Genomic DNA, 22,216 nt, shown 5'->3' with positions numbered 1-22,216 from the left:
TCACCCGCCGATCGTCAGCCGCACCCGGCCCGGCCGCGCGACGCGGATCCGCAGCGGGCACGCCGGGCCCGACGCGGTCACCGTGCACGCTCGCGGCGTGACGCTGCCGCGCGCGAGCGCGGGCACGACGCCAGGCACGGCCCAGACCGCCGCGTCGAGCGCCTCGCCCGGACGCAGCGGCTCGGTCACGACCGTCAGCGTGCGCTCGCGTGCGAGCAGCGTCCAGTGCGCGCGGCGGTAGGTGGCGCCGCTCGCGAGCCGCCACGCGCCCCACAGCCGCACGTTGCCGCCGCGGCCGCCGGCGTGCGCGAGCACGAGCCGCGCGGTGCCGCGCGGCGTCCGCAGCAGCCACGCGGACGAGATGCCGTGCCGCTGCGGCCGCGCGGCGAGCAGGTCGCGCCAGCCGCCCGGCGCGGCGGCGTCGGCGACCTTCGCCGCCGCGAGCCCCTGCTGGTAGCGGCCGTCGCCCTGCGTGCGGCGGCCGGACAGCGCCCACCACAATCGCGGGCCGCGGCCCCAGACGAGCCGTGAGCCGCCGAGGTCGGCGGCGAGCTGGCCGCGCGCGTCGGCGGGGATGCGGCCGAGCGGGACGCCCTCGGGCCAGCGGTCGGCGGCGTCCTGCAGCAGGAACAGCGTCAGCCCGTTGTACTGCGTCATCGACGCGTAGCCGTCCATGATCGTCGCGTCCCACGCATGGCGCAGACCCGGCACGACCGGGATCGTGCCGTCGCCGAGCAGCGGGTGGACGCGCACGAGGCGGTCCATCGCCCGCTCCGCGAACGCGCGCCAGGTCCGCGCGGCGGGACCGTGGTCGGAGGCGCGCATCGCGCCGAGCGCGACGGCGGCGGCGAGCACCCACGACTGCTCCATGCTGCGGCCGCCCGCGGTCAGCGCGCCGTCGGGCGCCATCAGCGCGAGCGCGTAGCGGCCGGCTTCGCGCCGGATCCGCGCCGCGGTCGCGCCGGCGGCGAAGACGAGCCGCCAGTTGTCGTAGCCGGCGGCGGACGCGAACGAGTGGCCGCGGAACGGCGGGATGCGGCCGATCCAGTCGGCGAGCGGCTGCCCGAACCGCTCCCAGTCGGCGCCGGGCAGGCGCCCGGCCTGTCCGTCGCGCAGCAGCGTCGTGGCGCCGAGCACGTGGAACGGGTCGCTCTGCGGGTCGCGCCGCAGCGTCCCGAGGACCTGCGCGACCGCCGCTCGCCGCAGCTCCTCGTCGTCGCTGCGCGCGGCGGCCCGCAACTGCGCCTGCGCGAGCATCAGCGTGCCGTAGTTGAAGCCGCCGTACGGCGGCTCGAGCACGTCGCGGACGCCGCCGTGCTCGTCGGTCAGCCGCGCCCACGCACGCTCGACGCCGCCGGCGTAGCGGGCGACCTCCTCCCCGCTCCACGCGTGGGCGGCCGGGGTCGCGGCGGCGAGCAGCGCCGCGGCGGCGAGCAGGGCTGCGAGCGCGCAGCGGATCGGGGCCGCGACGAGCGACGGGTTCAAGCTGGGCTCCTCCAGGCAGGGATTCGTGCGCGGCGCGGAGTCCGTTCCGCTCGCGCACTCCTTCAACGGAGGCGGCGCGCGAAAGGAGCGCGGTTTCGCGCACGGCCGGCGGCGAGCGCGTGGGCGCGCCGCGCTGAGGGCCGCCGCTCAGTGCGCGTGGCGGTGCGCCAACGCCGCCGCTTCCCCGCGCGAGGAGACGCCGAGCTTGCGCAGGATGTTGGCGACGTGGAACTTGACCGTGTGCGGCGTGATCGCCAGCGCCTCGGCGATCTGGCGGTTGCGGCCGCCGCGCGCGAGCTCGGCCAGCACCTCCAGCTCGCGGGCGTTGAGGACGGCGAGCGGGTTGGGCGGCCCGCTCTCGACCGGCGCCAGCGGGAGCGCGACGGTCACCGTCGTCCCCCACCCGGCGACCGCGTCGACGCTCACCGAGCCGCCGAGCGCGGCGACGCGCTCGCCCGTGCGGTGGACGGCGAGGGCGGCGTCGGTCAGCGCCCCGGGCCCGTCGTCACGGGCGCTCAGCAGCAGCTCGGCCGGCGTGACGCGCCAGCTGACGCGGATCCTGCCGACGCCGTCCTGGTCGAGCAGGACGAGCGCGACGCCGCGCGAGATCGCGCGCGCCGCGTGCGCCAGCTCGGACGGCAGCACGCGCTCCCCCGCGTCGGGCCCGGCCAGCTCGAGCGCGGCGCTCGCGTAGCGGCCGATCGGGAGCAGCTGCTGGCGCAGGCGGTCGAACGCCGCCGCGGCCGGCTCCTCGCTGAGCGCGCGGTCGCGGTCGCCGGCCTCGCGCAGCTCGATCAGCGCCGAGACGGCGAGGTCCGTCGCCGCCGCGCGCGCGGCGCGGTCGCTCAGGTCCCGCGCGCGCAGCGCGGACAGCAGCGCCGTCAGCGCGGCCTCGTGCGCCTCGCCCAGCTCGACGATCGCCCGCGCGCGCTCCTGCGCGGCGGCGAGGTTCTCGACCAGCTGTCCGGGTTCCGGCTCGGTTGCGCGCTCGGCGAACGCGGCCGCCGCGATCTCGCACAGGCCGTGGACGATCCGCACGGCCTCAGGCGGGGGCTCGGGGTCCGCCAGCTCGATCGCGAACAGCGACCCCGCCGAGCCGGCGGCGGTCGCGGAGCCGGTTGCGACGGCCAGCACAGACCGCTCGGCGCCGCCGATCCGCGCCACGTCGACCCACGGCGTTCCGACCTCCACGACGCTCGTCAGCCGCCCCAGCTCCGCGCTCGTGACCGGCCCGGGCAGCGCGTCGCCGCCGTGCAGCTTGAGCGGCGCGCGCGAGCAGTCGCCCGTCAGCATCGCGACGAGCCGGCCGGGGCCGGCCGGCAGCACCTCGTCCGCCAGCTCCGCCAGCACCCGCAGCGTCTCCGGCCGCGGGCTGCGGATCAGGCGCCCGCTCGCCGCCAGCGCCCACGTCGCGTCGCTCGATGCGAGAACGGCCATCGGCCGATCGTAGCCACCCCGCCGGAGCCGCCGCCTGGCCATCCGGGCAGCAGAACCGCCCGAGCGGGCAGGTAGCGGTCGCGGCCGGCCGTCGCACGATGAGGCGGCAACGTCCAGCCCGCGAAGGAGGCAGTCCGATGAAGGCAGTGCGATTCGACCGCTACGGCGACGTCGACGTCCTGGAGGTGCGAGCGGTCGACGATCCCTCGCCCGCTCTCGGGGAGGTGCTGGTGCGGGTCCGCGCCGCGGCGATCAACCCCGGCGAGATCGCGATCCGCGCGGGCGTCTTCGCGGATCGCTGGCCGGCGACGTTCCCGTCCGGCGAGGGCAGCGACCTTGCGGGGACCGTCGAGCGGCTCGGCGAAGGCACCGTCGAGAGCGGCTTCTCGGTCGGCGACGCGGTGCTCGGCTGGACCGACGCGCGCGCCAGCCACGCCGAGCTGGTCGCGGTGCCGGCGACGCAGCTGACGGCGAAGCCGGACGCCGTCTCGTGGGAGGTCGCCGGCTCGCTGTTCGTCGCGCCGCTGGCGGGCTATGCGGCCGTGCGGGGCGTCGCGCCGCAGCCCGGCGAGACGGTCGTCGTCGCGGGTGCGGCGGGCGGTGTCGGCTCGGTCGCGGTCCAGCTCGCGCGGCTGACGGGCGCGACCGCGATCGGCCTCGCGAGCGAGCACAACCACGACTGGCTGCGCTCGCGCGACGTGATCCCGGTCGCCTACGGGGAGGGGCAGGAGGAGCGGATCCGCGCGGCGGCCGGCGGCGGCCGCGTCGATGCGTTCGTCGATGCCTTCGGCGACGGCTACGCCGACCTCGCGATCGCGCTCGGCGTCGCTCCCGGCCGCGTCAGCACGGTGATCGACCACCCCGCCGTCGAGCGGCTGGGGATCCAGTGGCAGGGCAGCAGCGAGGTCGGCTCCGCCGCCCTGCTCGCCGAGGTCGCCGGGCTCGTCGCCGACGGCAGCATCGAGATCCCGATCGCCCGTACCTACCCGTTGGAGCAGGTCCGTTCGGCGTACCAGGAGTTGGCGCACCGTCACACCCGTGGAAAGATCGTGCTGCTGCCGTGACGTTCCAGCGATGAGTTCTCGCGTGCCCGCCGGTCTTAGACCACGACAAGCACGCGAGGACGACTCGCTTGACTTCAAGCGCACTTGAAGCGAGAGAATCGTCATCAGGCCCCGCGCAGCGACTGATCAACCCACGAAAGAGACCGATGACGGCGAACTCCACACTCGCGATCGAGGCCAGCGGCCTCGTCAAGACCTTCGGGACGCAACGGGCCGTCGACGGCGTCGACCTGGCGGTGCCGACCGGCTCCGTCTACGGCGTCCTCGGGCCCAACGGCGCGGGCAAGACCACCACCATCCGCATGCTCGCCACGCTGCTCGCGCCCGACGAGGGCAGAGCCCAGGTGCTCGGCCACGACGTCGTGCGCGACGCCGACGCGGTCCGCAGCGCGGTCAGCCTGACCGGCCAGCTCGCGTCCGTCGACGAGGAGCTGACCGGCCGCGAGAACATCATCCTGCTCGCGCGGCTGCTCGGCTTCGGCCGCACCCAGTCGCACGACCGCGCCGACCAGCTGCTCGACGCGTTCGGCCTCAGCGAGGCGGCAGGCAAGCTCGTGAAGAACTACTCCGGCGGCATGCGCCGGCGGCTCGACATCGCCGCCAGCATCGTCGTCACGCCGCAGCTGCTGTTCCTCGACGAGCCGACGACCGGCCTCGACCCGCGCTCGCGCAACCAGGTCTGGGAGATCGTCCGGCTGCTCGTCGCCGAGGGCACGACGATCCTGCTCTGCACGCAGTACCTCGAAGAGGCCGACCAGCTCGCGGCCGGGATCGCCGTGATCGACCACGGCAGAGTGATCGCCGAGGGCACGCCGGCGCAGCTGAAGGCGTCGGTCGGCGCCGGCTCGCTGCACGTGCGGCTGCTCGACCCCGCCCAGCGCGGCGACGCCGAGCGCGTGCTCGCGCAGCGCTTCGGCTCCTCCCATCTCGAGCCCGAGCCCGCCGCGCTGTCGGCTCCCTGCGGCGACGCGGAGGCGGCCGCCGACGCGATCGGCGAGCTGTCGCGCTCCGGCGTCGCGGTCGCCGGCTTCTCGCTCGGCCAGCCGAGCCTCGACGAGGTCTTCCTCGCGCTGACCGGGCGACCGGCGGACGGCGACGACGGCACCGCACCCGACCCCACGACCGAGCAGGAGCAGGCGGCATGAGCACGACACCGACGACCGACACCGGCGCGGCGCTCGCCGATCACGAAGCGCTCCGCAAGGCGATCGCCTCCGGCCCCCGCCCGCCGCGCGCGAGCGCGCTCGCGGCCTGCCGCGCGTTCGGCTGGCGCGGGATGCTGAAGATCCGGCACGTGCCCGAGCAGCTGATCGACGCGACGCTCACGCCGGTCCTCTTCACCGTGATGTTCACCTACATGTTCGGCGGCGCGATCGCCGGATCGACCTCGGAGTACCTGCAGTTCATATTGCCCGGCATCCTCGTCCAGTCGGTGCTGTTCACGACCGTCTACTCGGGCGTCGCGCTCAACACCGACATGACGAGAGGCGTCGTCGACCGCTTCCGTTCGCTGCCGCTGTGGCGCCCCGCGCCGCTCGTCGGCTCGGTGCTCGGCGACAGCGTGCGGTACCTGATCGCGGGCACGGTCGTGCTGATCGTCGGCCTGATCCTCGGCTTCCGGCCCGACAGCGCGCTCGGCGTCGTGGCGGCAATCGCGCTGGTGCTCGTGTTCGCGTTCGGGCTCGCCTGGGTCTTCATGACCGTCGGGCTGTTGATGCGCTCCCCGAGCGCGGTCATGAACACCGGCTTCATGGCGCTCTTCCCGCTCGTCTTCCTCAGCAACATCTTCGTCGCGCCCTCGACGCTGCCGAGCGTGCTGGAGGCGTTCGTCGACGTCAACCCGGTCACGCACCTCGTCACCGCCGTGCGCGGTCTGATGGGCGACGCCGGCGACGCGGGCGACGTCGGCCTGGTGCTGGCAGAGGCGGCGGTGCTGACGGCGGTCTTCGTGCCGCTCACCACGCGCCTCTACCGCAAGGCGGGCTGAGCGGGGCCGCGGCGGCCGGACGGGTCGCCGCGCACCGTTGCTCGTGCCGGCGGCGCGGCCGGCACGACGCGAAAGTACCCTAGCGGCCATGCGCCAATCTCTCGCCCTCGCCGTCGCGCTGCTGTTGGGCTGCAGCGCGACCGCGCTCGCCGTCGAGCCGAGCATCGCTCCCGGCACCACGTCCCCCGCCTTCCTTGCGGGCGAACATGCCGGCGACGGGCTCTGGCAGGCCACCGCCGCAGGCGACGTCAACGGCGACGGGCGCGAGGACCTCGTGCTCTCCTACTCGGTCATCGACGGGGCTCGACCGATGTCGGCGCGCGCATACGTGGTCTTCGGCGACGGCACGGACGCGCCGGTCGATCTTGCCGCGCTCGGCACCCGTGGATTCGCGATCGACGGGCCCGACGACGCGGCGTGGTCGTTCTCGGCGGTGCCAGGCGGAGACGTCAACGGCGACAGACTCGACGACGTTCTGGTCTCCGCCGCGTTCGCCTCGACCCCGTCCCGGACGCGGGCGGGACGCGTGTTCGTGGTCTTCGGCGCGGACGGCGCGGACGCCACGACGACCGTCGATCTCGACGTCCTCGGCGAGCGAGGCTACGAGGTATACGGGCGGGGCGCCCAGGCGTTCGCGGGCAGCGCCAGCTCGGTCCGCGACCTCGACGGCGACGAGCGCGACGAGCTGCTGGTGCACGAGTCGAACCCCGATCGCGCGACGCTCCTGTTCGGCAAGGCGACCACGACGCCGGTCGACCTCGGCGCGATCGGAGCCGGCGGCTACCGCATCGAAGCGCCTGCCGTTCCCGGCATCGACGCCGTCAGCGGCGTCGGCGACGTCAACGGCGACGGCCTCGAGGACCTCGCCTTCAGCGGGGCCTGCGGCGGCGGTTCGTGCGCGAGCGGCCGCACGTGGGTCAGCTTCGGCAAGAGAGACCTCGACCCCGTCGACCTCGACGCACTCGGCGGCGGCGGGTTCTCCCTCACGGGCACCGACCTCGCCGGGGTCGGACGTGCCGGGGACGTCAACGGCGACGGCAGGGCCGACATCGCCGTCAGCGACTACAACAACGGCCGCGCCTTCGTCGTGTTCGGCCGCGCCGCTACCAGCCCTCTGTCGTTCGCGGCGCTCGGCTCGGCGGGCTTTCGCATCGATCGCGTCGACGGAGTGCTGAAGGGTGTCGGTGACGTCGACCGCGATGGGCTCGACGACCTCGCGGACAGCTCCTCGTTCGGATCCGGCGGCATGATCATCTTCGGCAAGGCGAGCTCTGCGCCCGTGGACGCCGGCAACCTGCTCGACGCCGGCATCCTGCTCGGTGGACGGACCGCCGGTGTCGGCACGACGAGTGACTTCGGAGCCGGGCCACGGCTCTTCGCCGCGTACTTCCTCGACAGTCCGCTCGGTCGTGCCGGGGCGGGCTCGGTCCGCCTGTTCACGCCCCCCGCGCCGTCGTTCGAGCTGGCGGGACCGCTCGCCTACGCCGCGGGCGGCGCGATCGCTCCGGTCGCGCCGATGGAGCAGCGGCGCGCGTCGCCGCTCTCATACTCGGTTGCCCCAGCCCTTCCGGACGGTCTCACGCTCGATCCGGCCTCCGGCACGATCGCAGGCACGCCGCGGCAGGCGACGGCGGCGAGGCCGTACACGGTCACCGGCAGAGACCGCCTCGGCACCACCTCGCGGACGATCTCGATCCGGATCGACGATCCGTCGTACGCGACGCTCGCGCCTGCGACCGCGGCGACGACCGCGTCGCGCCCGCTGTTCGCATGGTCGCGCGCCTCGGCGCCCGACGACAGCGAGCCCGTCACTGCGTACACGCTCATGCTCGACGGTGCGGCGTACGCGACACTGGCGGCCGAGCGCTGCGGTGAGCGCTGCGAGTTGGCCGCGCCGTCGCCGATCGCCGACGGCGCCCACCGCTGGCACGTCGAGACGACGGCGCGCGACGGGCACGTCCGGCGTACGGCCGCGGCCGAGCTGACTGTCGTGGACCCGCCGACGGCACGGCTGGCGCTGACGCGGGGCGCGGTCCACACCGGCGAGCCGGTCGGACTCGACGCCAGCAGCTCCAGCGACCCCAACGGCCCGATCGTCCGCTACGAGTTCGACCTCGACGGCGACGGCCGCTACGAGATCGACGCTGGCAGGGACCCGCGCCGGGTGATCTCGTATCCGTCGATCGGCGACCGTCGCGTCGCCGTGCGCGTTACCGACGCGGGCGGCAGCGTCGCCGAGACGAGCGCGTCGCTGCACGTGTCGCCGGCCCCGCCGGCCGGCGAGCTGGGCGTCTCGGTCAACGACGGCGCGATCGCGACGAACGATCCGAACGTGACGATCTCGCTCGTCTGGCCGCGGCTCGCAGACACCGCCCTGATCTCCAACGACGGCGGCTTCGGCGCCGCTGGCAGCACGCGTGAGCTGGGCCTCGTCGCACGCGTGCCGTGGCGACTCGCGTCCTCAGGGCCGGAACGGCTGCCGAAGATCGTCTACCTGCGCTTCCGCGGCGGCGAGTCCGGTCGCGAGACGTACACCGACGACATCATCCTCGACCAGCGTTCGCCGCAGGTCGTCTCCGCCGCGCTCGCGGCGGCTGCCGGCAGCCCGGCGACCGCTTCCGCCCGGAGGCGCGGCAGAAGCCGCGCGAAGAAGGCGACGCTGCGCGTCTCGGTCAAGGACGACAACTCGGGCCTGCGACGGGTCGAGGTGGCGACGCGCAGAGGCGGCAGACCGATCGCGACAAAGCAGCTCGCGCCCGCCAACCACAAGGGCAGACGGGCCGCGAGCGCGCAACTGCGGGTCCCGAGCGGGCGCGGGAGACTCTACGTCCGCGTCACGGACGTCGCGGGCAACGTGTCGGGCTGGAAGGCCGCCGCGCGCAAGCGCGGCCGTTGAGCGGGCTGATCAGGCGCGGCTGAACGGCAGCACGGTCGTCAGCCAGCTGATCAGCGCGCCGGGGTTGCGCGACTGCGTCAGGACGCGGCCGGGGCCGGTGAACTCCATCACCAGGCCCTCGCCGCTCTTGAGCGTCGCCATCATGCCCTTCGTCACCTTCCGCGTCGTGAACTGGACGGAGGGGTCGAACGCGACGACGTGGCCGGAGTCGATCACGAGCGCCTCGCCGGCGCTCAGCTCGACCGTGTCGAGCGCGCCGTAACAGGCGACGACGGCGTGGCCGGAGCCGGTCGCGTGGATCAGGAAGCCGCCCTCGCCGCCCATCAGGTTCTTGAAGCCGCCCCACTTCGTGTCCAGCTCGACGCCGGCGGAGGAGCAGAGCCAGGCGCCGCGCGAGATGTTGAGCGCGTCGGCGATCTCCAGCACCGCGACGTCGCCCGGCAGGTTCGCGGCGCAGTCGACCCAGCCACCCTCCGACGGTGCCGTGAACGTCGTGACGAACAGCGACTCACCGCCGAGCATGCTGCGCTTGAGGCCCTTCATCAGGCCGCCCTGCATCTTCGCCTCGACGCCGACGCCGCCGGAGGTGGCCATCATCGCGCCCGACTCGGCTCTCATCGTCTCGCCGGGGGCGAGCGTGCAGCGGGCGACGGCGAAGCTGGGAGTGTGGCGCGTGGTGACGTTCATGCGCCGGATCCTATGCAGGCCGCCCGCCGCCGCCCGCGCGCCGCGCTACCGCACCGTGAAACGCGCCCACGTGTCGGGCAGGTCCAGGCGCGCGCGCAGCGTCGCGCCGTCGGTCGTCGTCGAGCCGTCCGTCCCGACGACGCGCGCTCTGAGGACCCGCGGCGAGTCGCCGCGCACGGTCACCTCTACCGCGCGCAGCGAGCCCTGCACGAGGTCGCCGAGCCGGCGCTCGGCCTCGGCGAGCGTGAACGTCCGCGTCCAGCTGCGGTACGGGTTGGCAGCGAAGCGGTCGGCCGGGTCGGCGACGCTGACCAGCCACGGCTGCGGCTCGCTGCCGAACGCGTTCGCCGCGCTCTCGGTGCGGCCGCCCGAGCTGGCCATGAAGTACGTCGCGACCGGCCGGCCGCGGTACGTCACGACGCGCTCGCGGGTCGCAGCGACAGCCAGGTCGGTGCGCGCGCTCTCGGCCGCGACGCCGCCGTACATCTGCGAGCGCGTGTCGGCGTAGTGGTCGTAGCCGGGGCCGTCCTTGTTCGTCGTGATCGAGTAGGTGCGCGCGGCGACGGCCTGCGCCTTCAGCGCCTCGATCGCCCACGAGCCCGGCATCTCGTCGGCGAGCACGCCGCGCACGTAGTCCTCCAGCCCGACGGCGTTGACGACCTGCACCGCGCTCGCGTCGTCCTCCGCGGGTCGCAGCTCCAGCGCGCCGCGGTAGCGGCCGAGCACGCCGACCTGGAGCGGGCCGCGGCCGCTGATCCGCGCCGGCGCGGCGACGCGCACCTCGCGACCGCCGCCGTCGACCACGACGGTCCCGCCGTCGATCCGTGCGCTGTAGGTCGTGCCGGCGCTCACCACCGTGCCGCCCGCGCGGGTCGCGCCGGAGAAGGTGACGGTCAGCGGCTCCGCGAGCAGCACGCGCACGGTCGCGGCGGAGCGCGGCGTGCGGCCGAGCTGCGTGCCGCGGTAGTAGTGCTTGAGGATCGCGCCGTGCTTGGCGCCCTTCATCGCCATGTTCCAGGCGCCGTACTGGCTCATGCCGACGCCGTGGCCGAAGCCGGCGCCCGTGACGACGAGCCGCTGCTGCGCGCTTGCGGTCGCGGCGGTCGTGCCGGCGACGCCGAGAGCGAGCAGCGAGAGGACGAGCGTGGTGAGACGGACGGTTCGACGCATGTCGTCCATGACACCAGACGGCGCCCGGAGTTGTGGCGCCGTTACCTCCCCAGCCGCGCCGCGCGTCCCTCCAGGTGGCGCTGCTCGGGCAGGCTCGTCGTGCGGCGGGCCGCCTCGCGGTAGCGCTCGCGTGCCGCGGCGTGGTCGCCGGCCATCTCCAACAGGTGCGCGCGGACGGCCTCGAGGCGGTGGTGGCCGGCGATCCGGTCGTCGTCGTCGAGCGTGCGCAGCAGCTCCAGCCCCGCTTGCGGCCCTTCCACCATCGCGAGCGCGACCGCCTCGTTGAGCGTCACCATCGGGCCGGGCGCGACGTGCGCGAGCAGGCGGTAGAGCGCGAGGATCTGCGGCCAGTCGGTCTCCTCCGCCGTCGCCGCCTCGTCGTGCACGGCCGCGATCGCCGCCTGCAATTGGTACGGCCCGATCGCCGCGCGCGGGAGCGTCGCGGTCACGAGCGCGACGCCCTCCGCGATCGCCGTCTCGCTCCACAGCGAGCGGTCCTGGTCGGCGAGCGGCACGAGCGCGCCGTCGGGCGCGGTCCGCGCGGGCCGGCGCGCGTCGGTCAGCAGCATCAGCGCCAGCAGGCCGGCGACCTCGCCGTCGTCGGGCAGCAGCCGCCGCACCTCGCGCGTCAGGCGGATCGCCTCGCGCGTCAGCTCGGTGCGCTGCAGGTCCGGCCCGGACGTCGTCGTGTAGCCCTCGTTGAAGATCAGGTAGAGGACATGCAGGACGGCTCCGAGCGCGGCGGCCCGCTCCGGCTCCGGCGGCAGCTCGAAGCGGGCGCCGGTCGCCTTCACCTTCTGCTTGGCGCGGCTGATCCGCTGCGCCATCGTCGCCTCCGGGACGAGGAACGCGCTGGCGATCTGCGCGGTCGTGAGGCCGCCGACCGCGCGCAGCGTCAGCGCGATCTGCGACGCCGGCGAGAGCGCCGGGTGGCAGCAGAGGAACAGCAGCGTCAGCGTGTCGTCGTGCTCGACCGGCTGCTCGTCGCCGGGCCCTGGCGCGCGCGTCTCGTCGAGCGGGACCTGCGCGGCGGCCGTCTCCTCGCGCCGCCGCCGCGCCGCCTCGGCGCGCTGCTCGTCGATCAGCCGGCGGGAGGCGACGGTCAGCAGCCATCCGCGCGGGTTGTCCGGCAGGCCGTCGCGCGGCCACTGGACGGCGGCGGCCAGCAGCGCCTCCTGCACCGCCTCCTCGCTGAGGTCGAACTGCCCGTGGCGGCGGACGAGCGCGCCGAGGACCTGCGGTGCGAGCTGGCGCAGCAGCTCCTCGGCGTCCGCGCTCACGCTCACATCTCCTCGCCGGAGAACTCCATGATCGGTCGGATCTCCATGCCGCCGAAGCGCGAGTTGGGCCAGCGCTCGGCGATCTCGACCGCGCGCTCGGGCCGGTCGGTCTCGATCATCAGGTAGCCGCCGAGGTGCTCCTTCGCCTCCGCGAACGGGCCGTCGGTGGTCACCGGGACGCCGTCGCGCGGCCGCACCGACTTCGACTGCGACGGATCGGCCAGCGCCTGCGTGCCGATCAGCTCGCCGGAGTCCGTCAGCTCATTCATGATCGCGGTGATCTCGGCCATCAGCTCGTCGCCTCTCTCACCGAAGAACGCCTCGCGTGTGTCGGCGTTGTCATAGATCAGCAGCATGTACTTCATCTCTGGCTCCTGGTGGTGAGGCGCCCCCGCTGGGCGCCTGTCATGGGCAGGTCGGAGCGGAGGCCGGCGGCTCGACATCCGGATGCGGGAAATTACCCAACAGATGTCGGATGCCGCTGGTACGGTCGCACCATGATCAAGCGCATCGTTCTTCTCATCGTCGCCGCCGTCGCGCTCGCCTGCGCCGCCGCGCCCGCTGCGCAGGCAGTGACGACGCTCCGGCTCGACGGGATCGGGCCGCTCAGACTCGGCATGACGCGCACCGCCGCGCTCGACACGGGCTGGCTCGCGAGACGCGGCAGAGGCTGCGAGCTGGGCGGTCCGCCGATCCCGATCACGTACCGCCTCAGCGGGCCGAGAGCGCCGTCGGGCGTCGTCGGCGTCGCGGAGTTCGACAACGGCAAGCTGCGCAACCTGTCGTTCACCAGAGGCGTCCGCACGGCGACCGGCGTCGTCGCCGGGAGAACGACCGCGACCGCGATGGTGAACAGCTACAGAGACGCCGGCTTCGCCGCCAGAGCGCAGTTCGTCGACACCTTCGGCGGCACGTTCGTCACGGTGAAGCAGAGAGGCAGACAGGTGATCGGCGGGTTCGCGAGAGGCAGAGCGAGCGCGAGACACCCGCTCGCGACGCTCGGCATCCCGTACGTGCCGACCTGCGAGTAACGGCCGTGGCCGGCGCGCCCGCGCGCCGGCCCGCTACCCTCTGTGTTCGATGTCCGTCGAACACTCAGCAGACGCCGCGATCCCACCGCTCTCGGTCCTCGACCTCGTCCCCGTCACGACCGGCTCCGAGCCGCGCGAGGCGCTCCACGCGAGCCTCGACCTCGCCCGCCACGCCGAACGGCTCGGCTACCGCCGCTACTGGGTCGCCGAGCACCACAACATGCCGGGGATCGCGAGCGCCGCGACCTCGGTCGTGATCGGCTACCTCGCGCAGGGCACGTCGACGATCCGCGTCGGCGCCGGCGGGATCATGCTGCCCAACCACTCGCCGCTCCAGGTCGCCGAGCAGTTCGGCACGCTGGAGGCGCTCTATCCCGGCCGGATCGACCTCGGCCTCGGCCGCGCGCCCGGCACCGACCAGCTGACCGTCCGCGCGCTGCGGACCGACCCGGAGCGGGCGCAGAGCTTCCCGCGCGAGGTCCAGGAGCTGCAGGCGTTCCTCGCGCCGGTCGAGCCAGGTCAGGCGGTCCAGGCCGTCCCGGGCGGCGGCACCGAGGTCCCGCTGTGGATCCTCGGATCGAGCACGTTCGGCGCACAGCTCGCCGCGCTGCTCGGCCTCCCCTACGCGTTCGCCTCGCACTTCGCGCCCGACGCGCTGGAGGCGGCGCTGGCCGCCTACCGCACCGGCTTCGAGCCGTCGAGACAGCTCGGCAGACCGCACGCGATGGCCGGGATCAACGTCGTCGTCGCCGACAGCGACGCCGAGGCGCGCCGCCTCTTCACCTCGATCCAGCAGTCGTTCGCCAACCTGCGGCGGGGCCGGCCGGGCAAGTACCCGGCGCCGGTCGACGACATCGAGCAGTTCTGGTCTCCGCTGGAGAAGGCGCAGGCGGAGCACATGCTCAAGTACGCCGTCGTCGGCTCCCCCGCGACCGTCAGAGCGGGCCTGGAGCGGTTCGCCGCCGCGACTGGCGTCGACGAGCTGATGGTCGTCTCGGCGATCTTCGACCACGCCGCCCGCGTGCGCAGCTACGAGCTGCTGGCGGAGCTGGCCGGCGCGTCGCCGGGCCAGCCGAGCGCGGCGCGCTTCGCTCTCGGCAGCGCTGAGACGACGAGATCGTAGGAGTCCTCGATCAGCTCGCGGACCATCTCGTCGGGCAGCGAGCCGTCGAGCGTGACCGTGTTCCAGTGACGTTTGCTGAGGTACTTGGCCGGCCCGATCGCCGCGTGCGCGGCGCGCAGCTGCGGGACGAGATCCGGATCGCACTTGAGGCTCACCAGCAGCGGCTCGTCGTCGAGGCGAGTCAGCGCGAACATCTTCCCGCCGACCTTGAAGACCGAGGTCCCGATGCTGAACGGGAACTCCTCGCTCGCGCCGGGCATCGACTCGCAGATTGCCTTCAAGGCGTCGCCGTCCATCCGCTGAACCCTACGATGCCGAGCCGATGACCATGCACCTCGCTCCCCTCTTCGACGGCCGCACGTTCGACGCCGTCCTGTTCGACCTCGACGGCACGCTGATCGACTCGACCGCGTCGGTCGAGCGCGCGTGGACCCGCTGGGCGGCCGAGGAAGGTGTCGCGCGCGAGCGGCTGCGCGGCAGCCACGGCATGCCGGCCGCCGAGATCGTCGCGCGGCTGCTGCCGCCCGAGCGCGCGGCAGCCGCCTTCCAGCGGATCCTCGACTACGAGGTGACCGACGTCGCCGGCATCGTGCCGCGGCCCGGCACCGCCGCCGCGCTCGCCTCGCTGCCCGCCGGCCGCGCCGCGATCGTCACCTCCTGCACGCGCGCGCTCGCCGCCGCTCGCGGCGGCGCGGCGGGCCTCGTCGCGCCCGCCGCCGTCGTCACGATCGACGACGTCGAGCGCGGCAAGCCCGATCCCGCGCCGTTCCTCGCCGGCGCGCGGATACTCGGCGTCGCGCCCGAACGCTGCCTCGCCGTCGAGGACGCGCCGGCGGGCCTGGCGTCCGCGCGCGCCGCCGGCTGCACGACGCTCGCGGTCGACGGCACGCACGCGCTCGACGCGCTCGACGCCGACGCCGCCGTGCCGGACCTCTCGCACGTGCGCTTCGTGACCGGTCCGGACGGCGTCGCGGTTCTCTCGGCGGCTCCGTCAGGGCGCTGACACGAGCCCTGTACCGCGGTCGGCGATGTCGACCGCCGGGTCGATCGGCGCGGTGCGTGCGGTCCCGAGCAGCTTCGAGACGACCGTCCGCCCGGTCGCCGGCAGTCTCTGCGTGATTGCGGCCTCCCACCACAGCGCGGCGACGCCCGCGACGTGTGGGCACGCCATGCTCGTGCCGCTCATCACCTCCGTCCCGCCGCCGGTCCGCGCCGATCTGATGTCGACGCCCGGGCCGGAGACGAGCGGCAGCGTGTTCGAGAAGAACGCGAGCGAGAGCCCTCTGCCGTTCCCGCGGCCGAGCGCGCCGACCGAGACGACGCCGTCCGCGGCGGCCGGCAGCGACGCGGCGATCTCGTAGTTGGGGTCGATGTCGCGCCGGCTCTCGTTGCCGGCGGCGGCGACGAGCACCGTCCCCGGCCCGAACGCCTCGCTCGCGCGCAGCATGTCCATCAGCGTGTCGAACATCCGCAGGTTCCCGCGGTAGCCCTCGAGCGCGCGCGAGGTCGCGAGGTCCGGCGGCCAGCCTCTGTCGATCAGCTCTCTCGCGAGGCCGGCGAAGTCGAAGCCGAGCGACATCGAGATCACCTGCGCGCCCTCGTCGGCCGCCCATCTGATGCCCTTGAAGGCCATCCCGGACGAGCCTCGGCCGTCGTCGCCCAGCACCTTGCCCACCAGCGCCTTCGTGACGCCCGTGCCGATCCCGATCCGCTCGCCGCCGACGGTGCGCCCGAAGACCGTGCCGGCGCAGTGGGTTCCGTGGCCCTGTCTGTCGCCGTCGCCGTCGCCGCTGAAGTCGCGCTGGACGATCGTGACGCCTCTGAACGCCTCGTGGGCGGCGTCGATGCCGGTGTCGAGGACGGAGACGACGACCCCTCTGCCGGTGAACTGGGATCTGTCGGCGCCGACCGCGCCGACGCCCCAGGCGGTCGCGGTCGCCGCCGCCTCGGCCTCGGGCGCCTCCAGCGGCTGCACCAGCCGCGTCGGCATCTCCGGCGTGACCGCCGCCACGCCCGGATCGCGCAGCAGCTCGGCGCGGCCGGCGGCGTCGACCTCCTCGACCTCTATGCGCGGCTCGGGCGGGGCGGCGGCGCCGCCGAAGCCGAAGCCGCCGCGGACGCCGGAGCCGAACGGGCTCGTCGGTCGTGTCCGCTGCTCGTCGCGCAGCACGACGACGCGCTGGATGTCGCTGCTCATCTTGGCTCCCCGGTCAGACGACGCTCTTGTTTTCATGATTTCAGGCGACCGGCGGTCGCGCCACCTTCCTGTCGCTCTGGCACCCATAGGGTTGGGTCGACGAATTCCTAGAAGGAGGTTCGAAGTGCCTGTCGCCAGCCGCGAGATCCGCCTCACCGAACGCCCGCACGGGGAGCCGACGCCCGCCACGTTCGAGCTGGCGAGCAGAGAGCTGCCGGACCCGGGCGACGGGCAGCTGCTCGTGCGCAACCGCTGGATGAGCGTCGACCCGTACATGCGCGGGCGGATGAGCGACCGCCCCTCCTACGTCGCCCCGTACGAGGTCGGCGCGGTGCTCGACGGCGGCGCGGTCGGCGAGGTCGTCGCGTCGGGCGACGCGTCGTTCGCGCCCGGCGACGTCGTCCTGCATGGGCTCGGCTGGCGCGATCTCGCGCTGACGCCGTCCAAGGGCGTGCAGAAGCTCGACACGAGCCGTGCGCCCGAACAGGCGTTCCTGGGCGTCCTCGGGATACCGGGTCTGACCGCGTACGCCGGGCTGGTCGAGGTCGCGCCAGTGAGAGCGGGCGACGTCGTCTGGATCTCGGCGGCGGCCGGGGCGGTCGGCAGCGCCGCCGGGCAGATCGCGCGCCACCTCGGCGCCGCGCGCGTGATCGGCAGCGCCGGCGGGCCGGAGAAGTGCCGCCACGTCGTCGAGCAGCTCGGCTTCGACGCGGCGATCGACTACAAGCAGGGCGGCGTCTTCGAGCAGCTGCGCGAGCAGGCGCCCGACGGCGTCGACGTCTTCTTCGACAACGTCGGCGGCGAGCAGCTGGAGGCGGCACTCGGCGCGCTGCGGCTGCGCGGCCGGATCGCGGTCTGCGGCGCGATCTCGATTTACAACGCGACGTCGGCGCCGCCCGGCCCGCGCAACCTCAGCCGGCTGGTGCAGACGCGCGGGAGAATCCAGGGGATGCTGGTCATGGACCACTTCCACCTGCGCGAAAGATTCCTCGCGGACGTCGGCCGCTGGCTCGCGGACGGGACGCTGAGATACCGCGAGACGGTCGTCGACGGGCTGGAGAACGCGCCGCAGGCGTTCATCGCCCTGCTGCGCGGCGCGAACACGGGCAAGATGCTCGTGCGGATCGGCGACTGAGCCGCCGCCGCGCGGCGGCTCACCAGGCGTGGCCGACGAAGACCGGCTCCGGCACGAGCCGGACACCGAAGCGCTCGTCCACGCCGGCGGCGATCTCGCGCGCGAAGGCGACCAGCTCGCGGGTGCTCGCGCCGCCGCGGTTGACGAGCGCGAGCGTGTGCTTGGAGGAGATCGCGACGTTGCCGCGCGTGCGGCCACGCTCGAAGCCGGCGTGCTGGATCAGCCATGCGGCGGACGTCTTGACGCGACCGCCGGGCTCGGGGAAGGCGGGCGGTCTCGCCGCGCCGTCCGCGTCTCCCGCGGGCGCCGCGCCAGCTCCGCCCGCCGCCTTCGCCGCGCCCTCCGCGCGCGCCTCCAGCGCGGCGTACTCGCTCGCTGTCAGGATCGGGTTGGTGAAGAACGAGCCGGCGCTGACCGAGTCGGGATCGGCCGGGTCGACGACCATCCCTTTCCCCCGCCGCAGCTCCAGCACCGCCGCCCGCACGTCGCCCAGCGGCGCCCGCTCGCCGACCGCGATCCCGAGCGTCCGCGCCAGCTCGCCGTAGGCGACCGGCTCGCCGAGTACGCCGCTCCTGCCGCCCGCGCCGCCGCTCCCGCCCGCGCCGCTCCCGCCCGCGCCGCTCCCGCCCGCGCCGCTCCCGCCCGCGCCGCGCCCGGCCGCCGCGCTGCGCAGCGCGAACCGCACGGCCAGCACCACCCGTTCGTCGCTGCCCTTGAACGCGCTGGTGCGGTAGCGGAAGCCGCAGTCGGCGGCGGCGAGCTCCTCGATCGCGCCGCTGCGACGGTCGAGCACGCGCACCGAGACGATCGTCTGGCTGACGTCCTGCCCGTAGGCGCCGACGTTCTGGATCGGCGTCGCGCCGGTCGACCCGGGGATCCCGGACAGCGCCTCGATCCCCGCCAGGCCCTCGGCGACGGCGTGCGCGACGACCCCGTCCCACTCCTCGCCGGCCGCGACGGTGAGCGTGTCGCCCTCGCGCTCGATGCCGCGCGTGCGGACGTGCACGGCGGTGCCGTCGAAGCCGTCGTCGGCGATCACGACGTTGCTGCCGCCGGCGAGCAGCAGCAGCGGCTCGCGGGCGGCGTCCAGCTCGCGCACGAGCGCGACCAGCTCGTCCTCGGAGCTGGCGGTGACGAGCCGGCGCGCCGGTCCGCCGAGCTGCAGCGTCGTGAGCGGGGCGAGCGGCGTCACGACACGATCGAGGCGGGACGGAGGGGTCACCGAGCCGACGATACCTGCCGTCCGCCGGGGCCGTCCGGAGGTCAAAGCGCTGACATGCGAGGCCGCCGCGTGAAAGGGATCTTGTAACCCCCGCCGCCGACTCGTCTACCTTCTTCCTACGTGCCAGTGCGATCCAACATGTCTCGAGCACGGACGCTCCTGCTGATCGCGGGCGCGTTCCTGCTCATAGCTGCCATCGGCGTCGGGGTGCTGGGCTGGAACGCTCGCGCCGCGGGCGACCAGGTCCCGAAGGGCGTCACCGTCGCCGGCGTCGACGTCGGCGGGCTGTCCCCCGCGGAGGCGAGACGCAAGCTCGCCCGCACGATCGGCGGCCCGTCCGAGCGCCCGGTCGTAGTCGACGTCAATGGCAGAAAGGTCGAGCTGACGGCGAAGGAGGCCGGCGTCGCGATCTCGTTCGACGGCGCGATCGACCGCGCCGTCAAGCGCGGTGAGGAAGGCAACTTCATCTCGCGCGGCTGGCGCGAGCTGACCGGCGGCGAAGTCGACGGCAACGAGAAGGTGACGGTCGCGATCAACGGCAGAGCCGTGACCGCGTTCGTCGACCGGATCGCCAAGTCGGTCGACAAGCCGGCCGTCGATGCCTCGCTCGCGCTGGCCGTCGACTCGGTCTCGGTCAACGACTCGCAGGACGGGTCGAGACTGGAGAACCCGGACAAGCTGCGCAAGCAGATCGTCCGCACGCTGCGCAAGCCGCGCGGCGAGCGCACGTTCGCGGCGAAGATCGTCGCGGTCAAGCCCGAGACGACGACGGACGAGGTGTGGGCGGCGAACCAGACGGTCGTCACCGTCTCGAAGTCGGGCACCACGGTTCGCGTCTTCGTCAGAGGCGAGCTGTCGAAGACCTACAGCGTCGCGGTCGGCTCGGCCGAATACCCCACTCCGGGCGGCCAGTTCACCGTCCAGACGATGCAGGTCGACCCGCCGTGGAACGTCCCCAACTCCGAGTGGGCCGGCGACCTCGCCGGGCAGACGATCCCCGGCGGCGCGCCGAACAACCCGCTCGTCGCACGCTGGATCGGCTTCAACGGCGCCGTCGGCTTCCACGGCACCGCCGACGGCGGCTCGATCGGCAGCGCCGCCTCCCACGGCTGTGTCCGCATGAACCCCGCTGACGTGATCGACCTCTACGAGCGCGTCAGAATCGGCACCACCGTCCTCGTCGTCTGAGTCTGAGCGCCGCCTGCCTCACGGCAGGCCCTCCGCATCTCTCCCCTCGCCGTACCGCCGCTCCCACCAGGGGCGGTAGATCTTGTGGGCGAGCAGGAAGATCACGGCGAGCTCGACGAGCAGCCCGACGCCGAGGACGAGCGACGCTCCGAGCGCGACGAGAGCAGCGTCGCCGAGGACGATGAAGGCGATGACGAGGCGGTTGCTCATGGCGACTCCTAATGCAACACCAGAAGGACGAAAAACGCCACCGCACCTATTGTGGCACCAACTATGGTGCCGAACAGGCTCACTCTGGCGAGACGGTCCAGCTCCAGCCCGCAGATGACCGCGACGATCGATCCGAGCAGGCCTCCAAGGCCTGATGCGACGAGGACGAACGAGGCGTCGACGCGCTCGGGAAGCAACGCGACCTCGGTGGCGAGCAGGACGATGGCGTGCACGGAGACGACTGAGCGTCGCCGGCACGGCGTCTCGCCCCCTCACCCCTCGATCAGCCGCAGCCCGACCACGCCGGCGACGATCAGCGAGAGGAAGCCGAGGCGGGCGGCGGAGAGGTCGTCACCGAAGGCGACGATGCCGGCGAGTGCGACGCCGACGGCGCCGATCCCGACCCACACGGCGTAGGCGGTCCCGACCGGCAGTCGCGCGAGCGCCGCGGTCAGGAGCCCGAAGCTCGCGACCGCGGCGGTCACGCCGATCACGCTCGGCCACAGGCGCGTGAAGCCGTCGGTCTGCTTCAGCGCCAGCGCCCAGACGATCTCCAGCAGCCCGGCGACCAGCAGCAGCGTCCACGGCCCCATCGCCGCGACCTACGCGTTCACGCCGCCGTCGATCACGAGCGAGGCGCCGTTGATGTAGCGGCCGGCGTCGCCGGCGAGGTGGGCGACCATCGCGGCGACGTCCCCGCCGCTGCCGAACCGGCCGGTCGGGATGCCCGCGCGTTGCGCGTCGGCGTAGGGACCTGCGGCCGGGTTCATGTCGGTGTCGATCGGGCCGGGGTCGATCGCGTTGGCGGTGATGCCGCGATTGCCGAGGTCCCACGCGAGTCCCTTCGTGAGCCCGCCGATGGCAGCTTTCGTCATCGCGTAGAGCGTGATGCCGGGCGCTCCTGCACGAGGCCCGAGGTTGCTGCCGATCGAGATGATCCGGCCGCCGTCGCGCATCTGCCGGACGGCCGCCTGGCTGGCGAGGAACGCGCCGGTGACGTGGATCGCGACCATCCGGTCGACCTGCTCGCGCGTGACGTCTTCGAGCGGCCCGTCGAGCCAGATCCCGGCGTTGTTGACGAGCACGTCGATGCGCCCCAGCTCGGCGACCGTGCGCTCGACGGCCGCCACGACGGCGTCGCCGTCGGCGCTGTCGGCCTCGATCGCGAGGGCGCGGCGCCCGAGCGCCTCGATCTGCGCTGCGACCGCGGCGGCGCGGTCGGGCGCGCTGACGTACGTGATCGCCACGTCTGCGCCGTCGCGCGCCAGCCGCAGCGCCGTCGCCGCGCCGATTCCGCGGCTCCCGCCCGTCACCAGCGCTACTCTGCCGTCAAGTCCCATGATGTTCCTCGGGTATTTTTGTATGGATCACTACATAAACATATCGACGGCCGTCGAACATCGTCAAGTCATTTATTTTTCGATCGCTACAGAAAGCCGCGGCTGATGGCCGCTCGCGGCCGCCCGCGCACGTTCGACCGCGACGCCGCGCTGCGGCGCGCGATGGAGGTCTTCTGGGAGCGCGGTTACGAGGGCGTCTCGCTGGCCGACCTGACGACGGAGATGGGGATCGCCTCCCCCAGCCTCTATGCCGCGTTCGGCTCCAAGGAGGGGCTGTTCCGCGAGGCCGTCGCGCTGTACGGGACGCTCGAGGGCGGCGCGACGGCGCGGGCGCTCGCCGTGCAGTCGACCGCGCGCGCGGCGATCGAGGCGATGCTGCGCGACAACGCCGCCGGCTACACGACGCCCGGGCGCCCGACCGGCTGCATGGTCGTGCTCGCCGCGACCAACGTCTCGCCGGCGAACCAAGGCATCGGCGACTTCATGGCCGAGCAGCGGCGCACGGCCCGCGAGGACGTCCGCGCCCGCATCGCACGCGGCGTCGCCGACGGCGACGTCGGTCCCGAGACCGACGTCGACGCGCTCGCGGCCTACGTCGCGACGGTCCTGCACGGCCTCTCGTTCGAGGCGCGCGACGGCGTCTCGTGCGACACGCTGAACGCGATCGTCGACCGCGCGATGGTCACCTGGGACGCGCTCGTCGCGCCGCCGTCGCCGGCATGACCGCGGGACGGCGACGCAACGGCCGCGCCGGCTCCGTCAGA

23 protein-coding genes are annotated in these 22,216 nt (G+C 73.8%); 10 read left to right on the top strand and 13 right to left on the bottom strand.

Annotated elements, in window-relative coordinates; all coding sequences use genetic code 11:
* Both CWOE_RS16635 and CWOE_RS16630 read right to left on the bottom strand, forming a co-directional pair.
* Entirely contained in the window at positions 1–1,485 is a 1,485-nt protein-coding gene (locus CWOE_RS16635) for a hypothetical protein (protein ID WP_012934801.1), read from the bottom strand.
* Positions 1,486–1,632: 147 nt separating this feature from the next.
* Positions 1,633–2,922: a helix-turn-helix transcriptional regulator gene (locus tag CWOE_RS16630; RefSeq protein WP_012934800.1), complete on the bottom strand. Its 1,290-nt coding sequence runs from the start codon at positions 2,920–2,922 to the stop codon at positions 1,633–1,635.
* Between the two features lie 137 nt (positions 2,923–3,059).
* On the opposite strand from CWOE_RS16630, the gene CWOE_RS16625 reads away from it, so the two are divergent.
* The 4 genes from CWOE_RS16625 (at position 3,060) to CWOE_RS16610 (ending at position 8,869) form a co-directional block, all read left to right on the top strand.
* The gene (locus CWOE_RS16625; RefSeq protein ID WP_012934799.1) at positions 3,060–3,986 is read left to right on the top strand and encodes an NADP-dependent oxidoreductase; all 927 of its coding nucleotides are present in this window, start codon (positions 3,060–3,062) and stop codon (positions 3,984–3,986) included.
* Between the two features lie 146 nt (positions 3,987–4,132).
* Complete coding sequence (locus tag CWOE_RS16620; protein WP_012934798.1) at positions 4,133–5,131, top strand: daunorubicin resistance protein DrrA family ABC transporter ATP-binding protein; 999 nt, start codon at positions 4,133–4,135, stop codon at positions 5,129–5,131.
* Positions 5,128–5,973 (top strand): ABC transporter permease, encoded by an 846-nt coding sequence (locus CWOE_RS16615; protein WP_012934797.1) that lies wholly within the window; start codon positions 5,128–5,130, stop codon positions 5,971–5,973. Before CWOE_RS16620 ends, CWOE_RS16615 begins: the two co-directional genes overlap by 4 nt.
* Before the next feature lie 88 nt (positions 5,974–6,061).
* Positions 6,062–8,869 carry a putative Ig domain-containing protein gene (locus CWOE_RS16610; protein ID WP_012934796.1) on the top strand — a complete coding sequence of 936 codons (2,808 nt, stop codon included), beginning with the start codon at positions 6,062–6,064 and terminating at the stop codon, positions 8,867–8,869.
* 9 nt (positions 8,870–8,878) lie between these two features.
* On the opposite strand, the gene CWOE_RS16605 is transcribed toward CWOE_RS16610, so the two are convergent.
* Genes CWOE_RS16605 through CWOE_RS16590 form a run of 4 tightly spaced genes read right to left on the bottom strand, consistent with a single transcriptional unit; the run spans position 8,879 to position 12,371 of the window.
* Positions 8,879–9,556: a TIGR00266 family protein gene (locus CWOE_RS16605; protein WP_012934795.1), complete on the bottom strand. Its 678-nt coding sequence runs from the start codon at positions 9,554–9,556 to the stop codon at positions 8,879–8,881.
* Positions 9,557–9,601: 45 nt separating this feature from the next.
* Positions 9,602–10,726, bottom strand: a complete 1,125-nt coding sequence (locus CWOE_RS16600) for a SpoIID/LytB domain-containing protein (RefSeq protein WP_148261047.1) — start codon at positions 10,724–10,726, stop codon at positions 9,602–9,604.
* 41 nt (positions 10,727–10,767) lie between these two features.
* The gene (locus tag CWOE_RS16595) at positions 10,768–12,006 is read right to left on the bottom strand and encodes an RNA polymerase sigma factor (RefSeq protein WP_012934793.1); all 1,239 of its coding nucleotides are present in this window, start codon (positions 12,004–12,006) and stop codon (positions 10,768–10,770) included.
* Between the two features lie 2 nt (positions 12,007–12,008).
* Positions 12,009–12,371 (bottom strand): YciI family protein, encoded by a 363-nt coding sequence (locus tag CWOE_RS16590; protein ID WP_012934792.1) that lies wholly within the window; start codon positions 12,369–12,371, stop codon positions 12,009–12,011.
* A gap of 132 nt (positions 12,372–12,503) precedes the next feature.
* Here CWOE_RS16590 and CWOE_RS16585 point away from each other — a divergent pair, with 132 nt between their 5' ends.
* Together CWOE_RS16585 and CWOE_RS16580 are read left to right on the top strand one after the other, a co-directional pair.
* Positions 12,504–13,037, top strand: coding sequence for a hypothetical protein (locus tag CWOE_RS16585; RefSeq protein WP_012934791.1), 534 nt, complete (start codon positions 12,504–12,506; stop codon positions 13,035–13,037).
* Between the two features lie 49 nt (positions 13,038–13,086).
* Entirely contained in the window at positions 13,087–14,160 is a 1,074-nt protein-coding gene (locus CWOE_RS16580; RefSeq protein WP_012934790.1) for an LLM class flavin-dependent oxidoreductase, read from the top strand.
* On the opposite strand, the gene CWOE_RS16575 is transcribed toward CWOE_RS16580, so the two are convergent.
* Positions 14,067–14,456, bottom strand: coding sequence for an MmcQ/YjbR family DNA-binding protein (locus CWOE_RS16575; RefSeq protein WP_012934789.1), 390 nt, complete (start codon positions 14,454–14,456; stop codon positions 14,067–14,069). The genes CWOE_RS16580 and CWOE_RS16575 overlap by 94 nt on opposite strands.
* A 32-nt stretch (positions 14,457–14,488) precedes the next feature.
* Between CWOE_RS16575 and CWOE_RS16570 the strand changes: the two genes are divergently transcribed.
* Entirely contained in the window at positions 14,489–15,163 is a 675-nt protein-coding gene (locus CWOE_RS16570; RefSeq protein WP_012934788.1) for an HAD-IA family hydrolase, read from the top strand.
* On the opposite strand, the gene CWOE_RS16565 is transcribed toward CWOE_RS16570, so the two are convergent.
* A complete protein-coding gene (locus CWOE_RS16565) occupies positions 15,152–16,357 on the bottom strand; it encodes a S8 family peptidase (protein WP_012934787.1) in 1,206 nt (401 codons plus the stop codon). The genes CWOE_RS16570 and CWOE_RS16565 overlap by 12 nt on opposite strands.
* Positions 16,358–16,481: 124 nt before the next feature.
* Here CWOE_RS16565 and CWOE_RS16560 point away from each other — a divergent pair, with 124 nt between their 5' ends.
* A complete protein-coding gene (locus CWOE_RS16560) occupies positions 16,482–17,492 on the top strand; it encodes an NADP-dependent oxidoreductase (protein WP_012934786.1) in 1,011 nt (336 codons plus the stop codon).
* A gap of 19 nt (positions 17,493–17,511) precedes the next feature.
* Here the strand turns inward: CWOE_RS16560 and CWOE_RS16555 are convergent, their stop codons facing one another.
* The gene (locus tag CWOE_RS16555) at positions 17,512–18,714 is read right to left on the bottom strand and encodes a UDP-N-acetylmuramate dehydrogenase (RefSeq protein WP_236262110.1); all 1,203 of its coding nucleotides are present in this window, start codon (positions 18,712–18,714) and stop codon (positions 17,512–17,514) included.
* 138 nt (positions 18,715–18,852) lie between these two features.
* Here CWOE_RS16555 and CWOE_RS30820 point away from each other — a divergent pair, with 138 nt between their 5' ends.
* A complete protein-coding gene (locus tag CWOE_RS30820) occupies positions 18,853–19,902 on the top strand; it encodes a L,D-transpeptidase family protein (RefSeq protein WP_012934784.1) in 1,050 nt (349 codons plus the stop codon).
* An 18-nt stretch (positions 19,903–19,920) separates the two neighbouring features.
* Here CWOE_RS30820 and CWOE_RS16545 read toward each other — a convergent pair whose 3' ends face one another.
* The 4 genes from CWOE_RS16545 to CWOE_RS16530 are packed head-to-tail and all read right to left on the bottom strand — an operon-like array spanning position 19,921 to position 21,452.
* The gene (locus tag CWOE_RS16545) at positions 19,921–20,112 is read right to left on the bottom strand and encodes a hypothetical protein (RefSeq protein WP_012934783.1); all 192 of its coding nucleotides are present in this window, start codon (positions 20,110–20,112) and stop codon (positions 19,921–19,923) included.
* An 8-nt stretch (positions 20,113–20,120) separates the two neighbouring features.
* Entirely contained in the window at positions 20,121–20,345 is a 225-nt protein-coding gene (locus CWOE_RS16540) for a hypothetical protein (RefSeq protein ID WP_012934782.1), read from the bottom strand.
* Between the two features lie 39 nt (positions 20,346–20,384).
* The gene (locus CWOE_RS16535) at positions 20,385–20,705 is read right to left on the bottom strand and encodes a DMT family transporter (protein ID WP_012934781.1); all 321 of its coding nucleotides are present in this window, start codon (positions 20,703–20,705) and stop codon (positions 20,385–20,387) included.
* Between the two features lie 9 nt (positions 20,706–20,714).
* The gene (locus CWOE_RS16530; protein ID WP_012934780.1) at positions 20,715–21,452 is read right to left on the bottom strand and encodes a 3-oxoacyl-ACP reductase family protein; all 738 of its coding nucleotides are present in this window, start codon (positions 21,450–21,452) and stop codon (positions 20,715–20,717) included.
* 105 nt (positions 21,453–21,557) lie between these two features.
* On the opposite strand from CWOE_RS16530, the gene CWOE_RS16525 reads away from it, so the two are divergent.
* Entirely contained in the window at positions 21,558–22,175 is a 618-nt protein-coding gene (locus CWOE_RS16525; RefSeq protein ID WP_012934779.1) for a TetR/AcrR family transcriptional regulator, read from the top strand.
* The last annotated feature ends 41 nt before the right edge of the window (positions 22,176–22,216 follow it).

Source organism: Conexibacter woesei DSM 14684 (assembly GCF_000025265.1).
In the GTDB taxonomy this organism is placed as follows: Bacteria; Actinomycetota; Thermoleophilia; order Solirubrobacterales; family Solirubrobacteraceae; genus Conexibacter; species Conexibacter woesei.
This window is presented reverse-complemented; position numbering and strand designations above follow the sequence as displayed.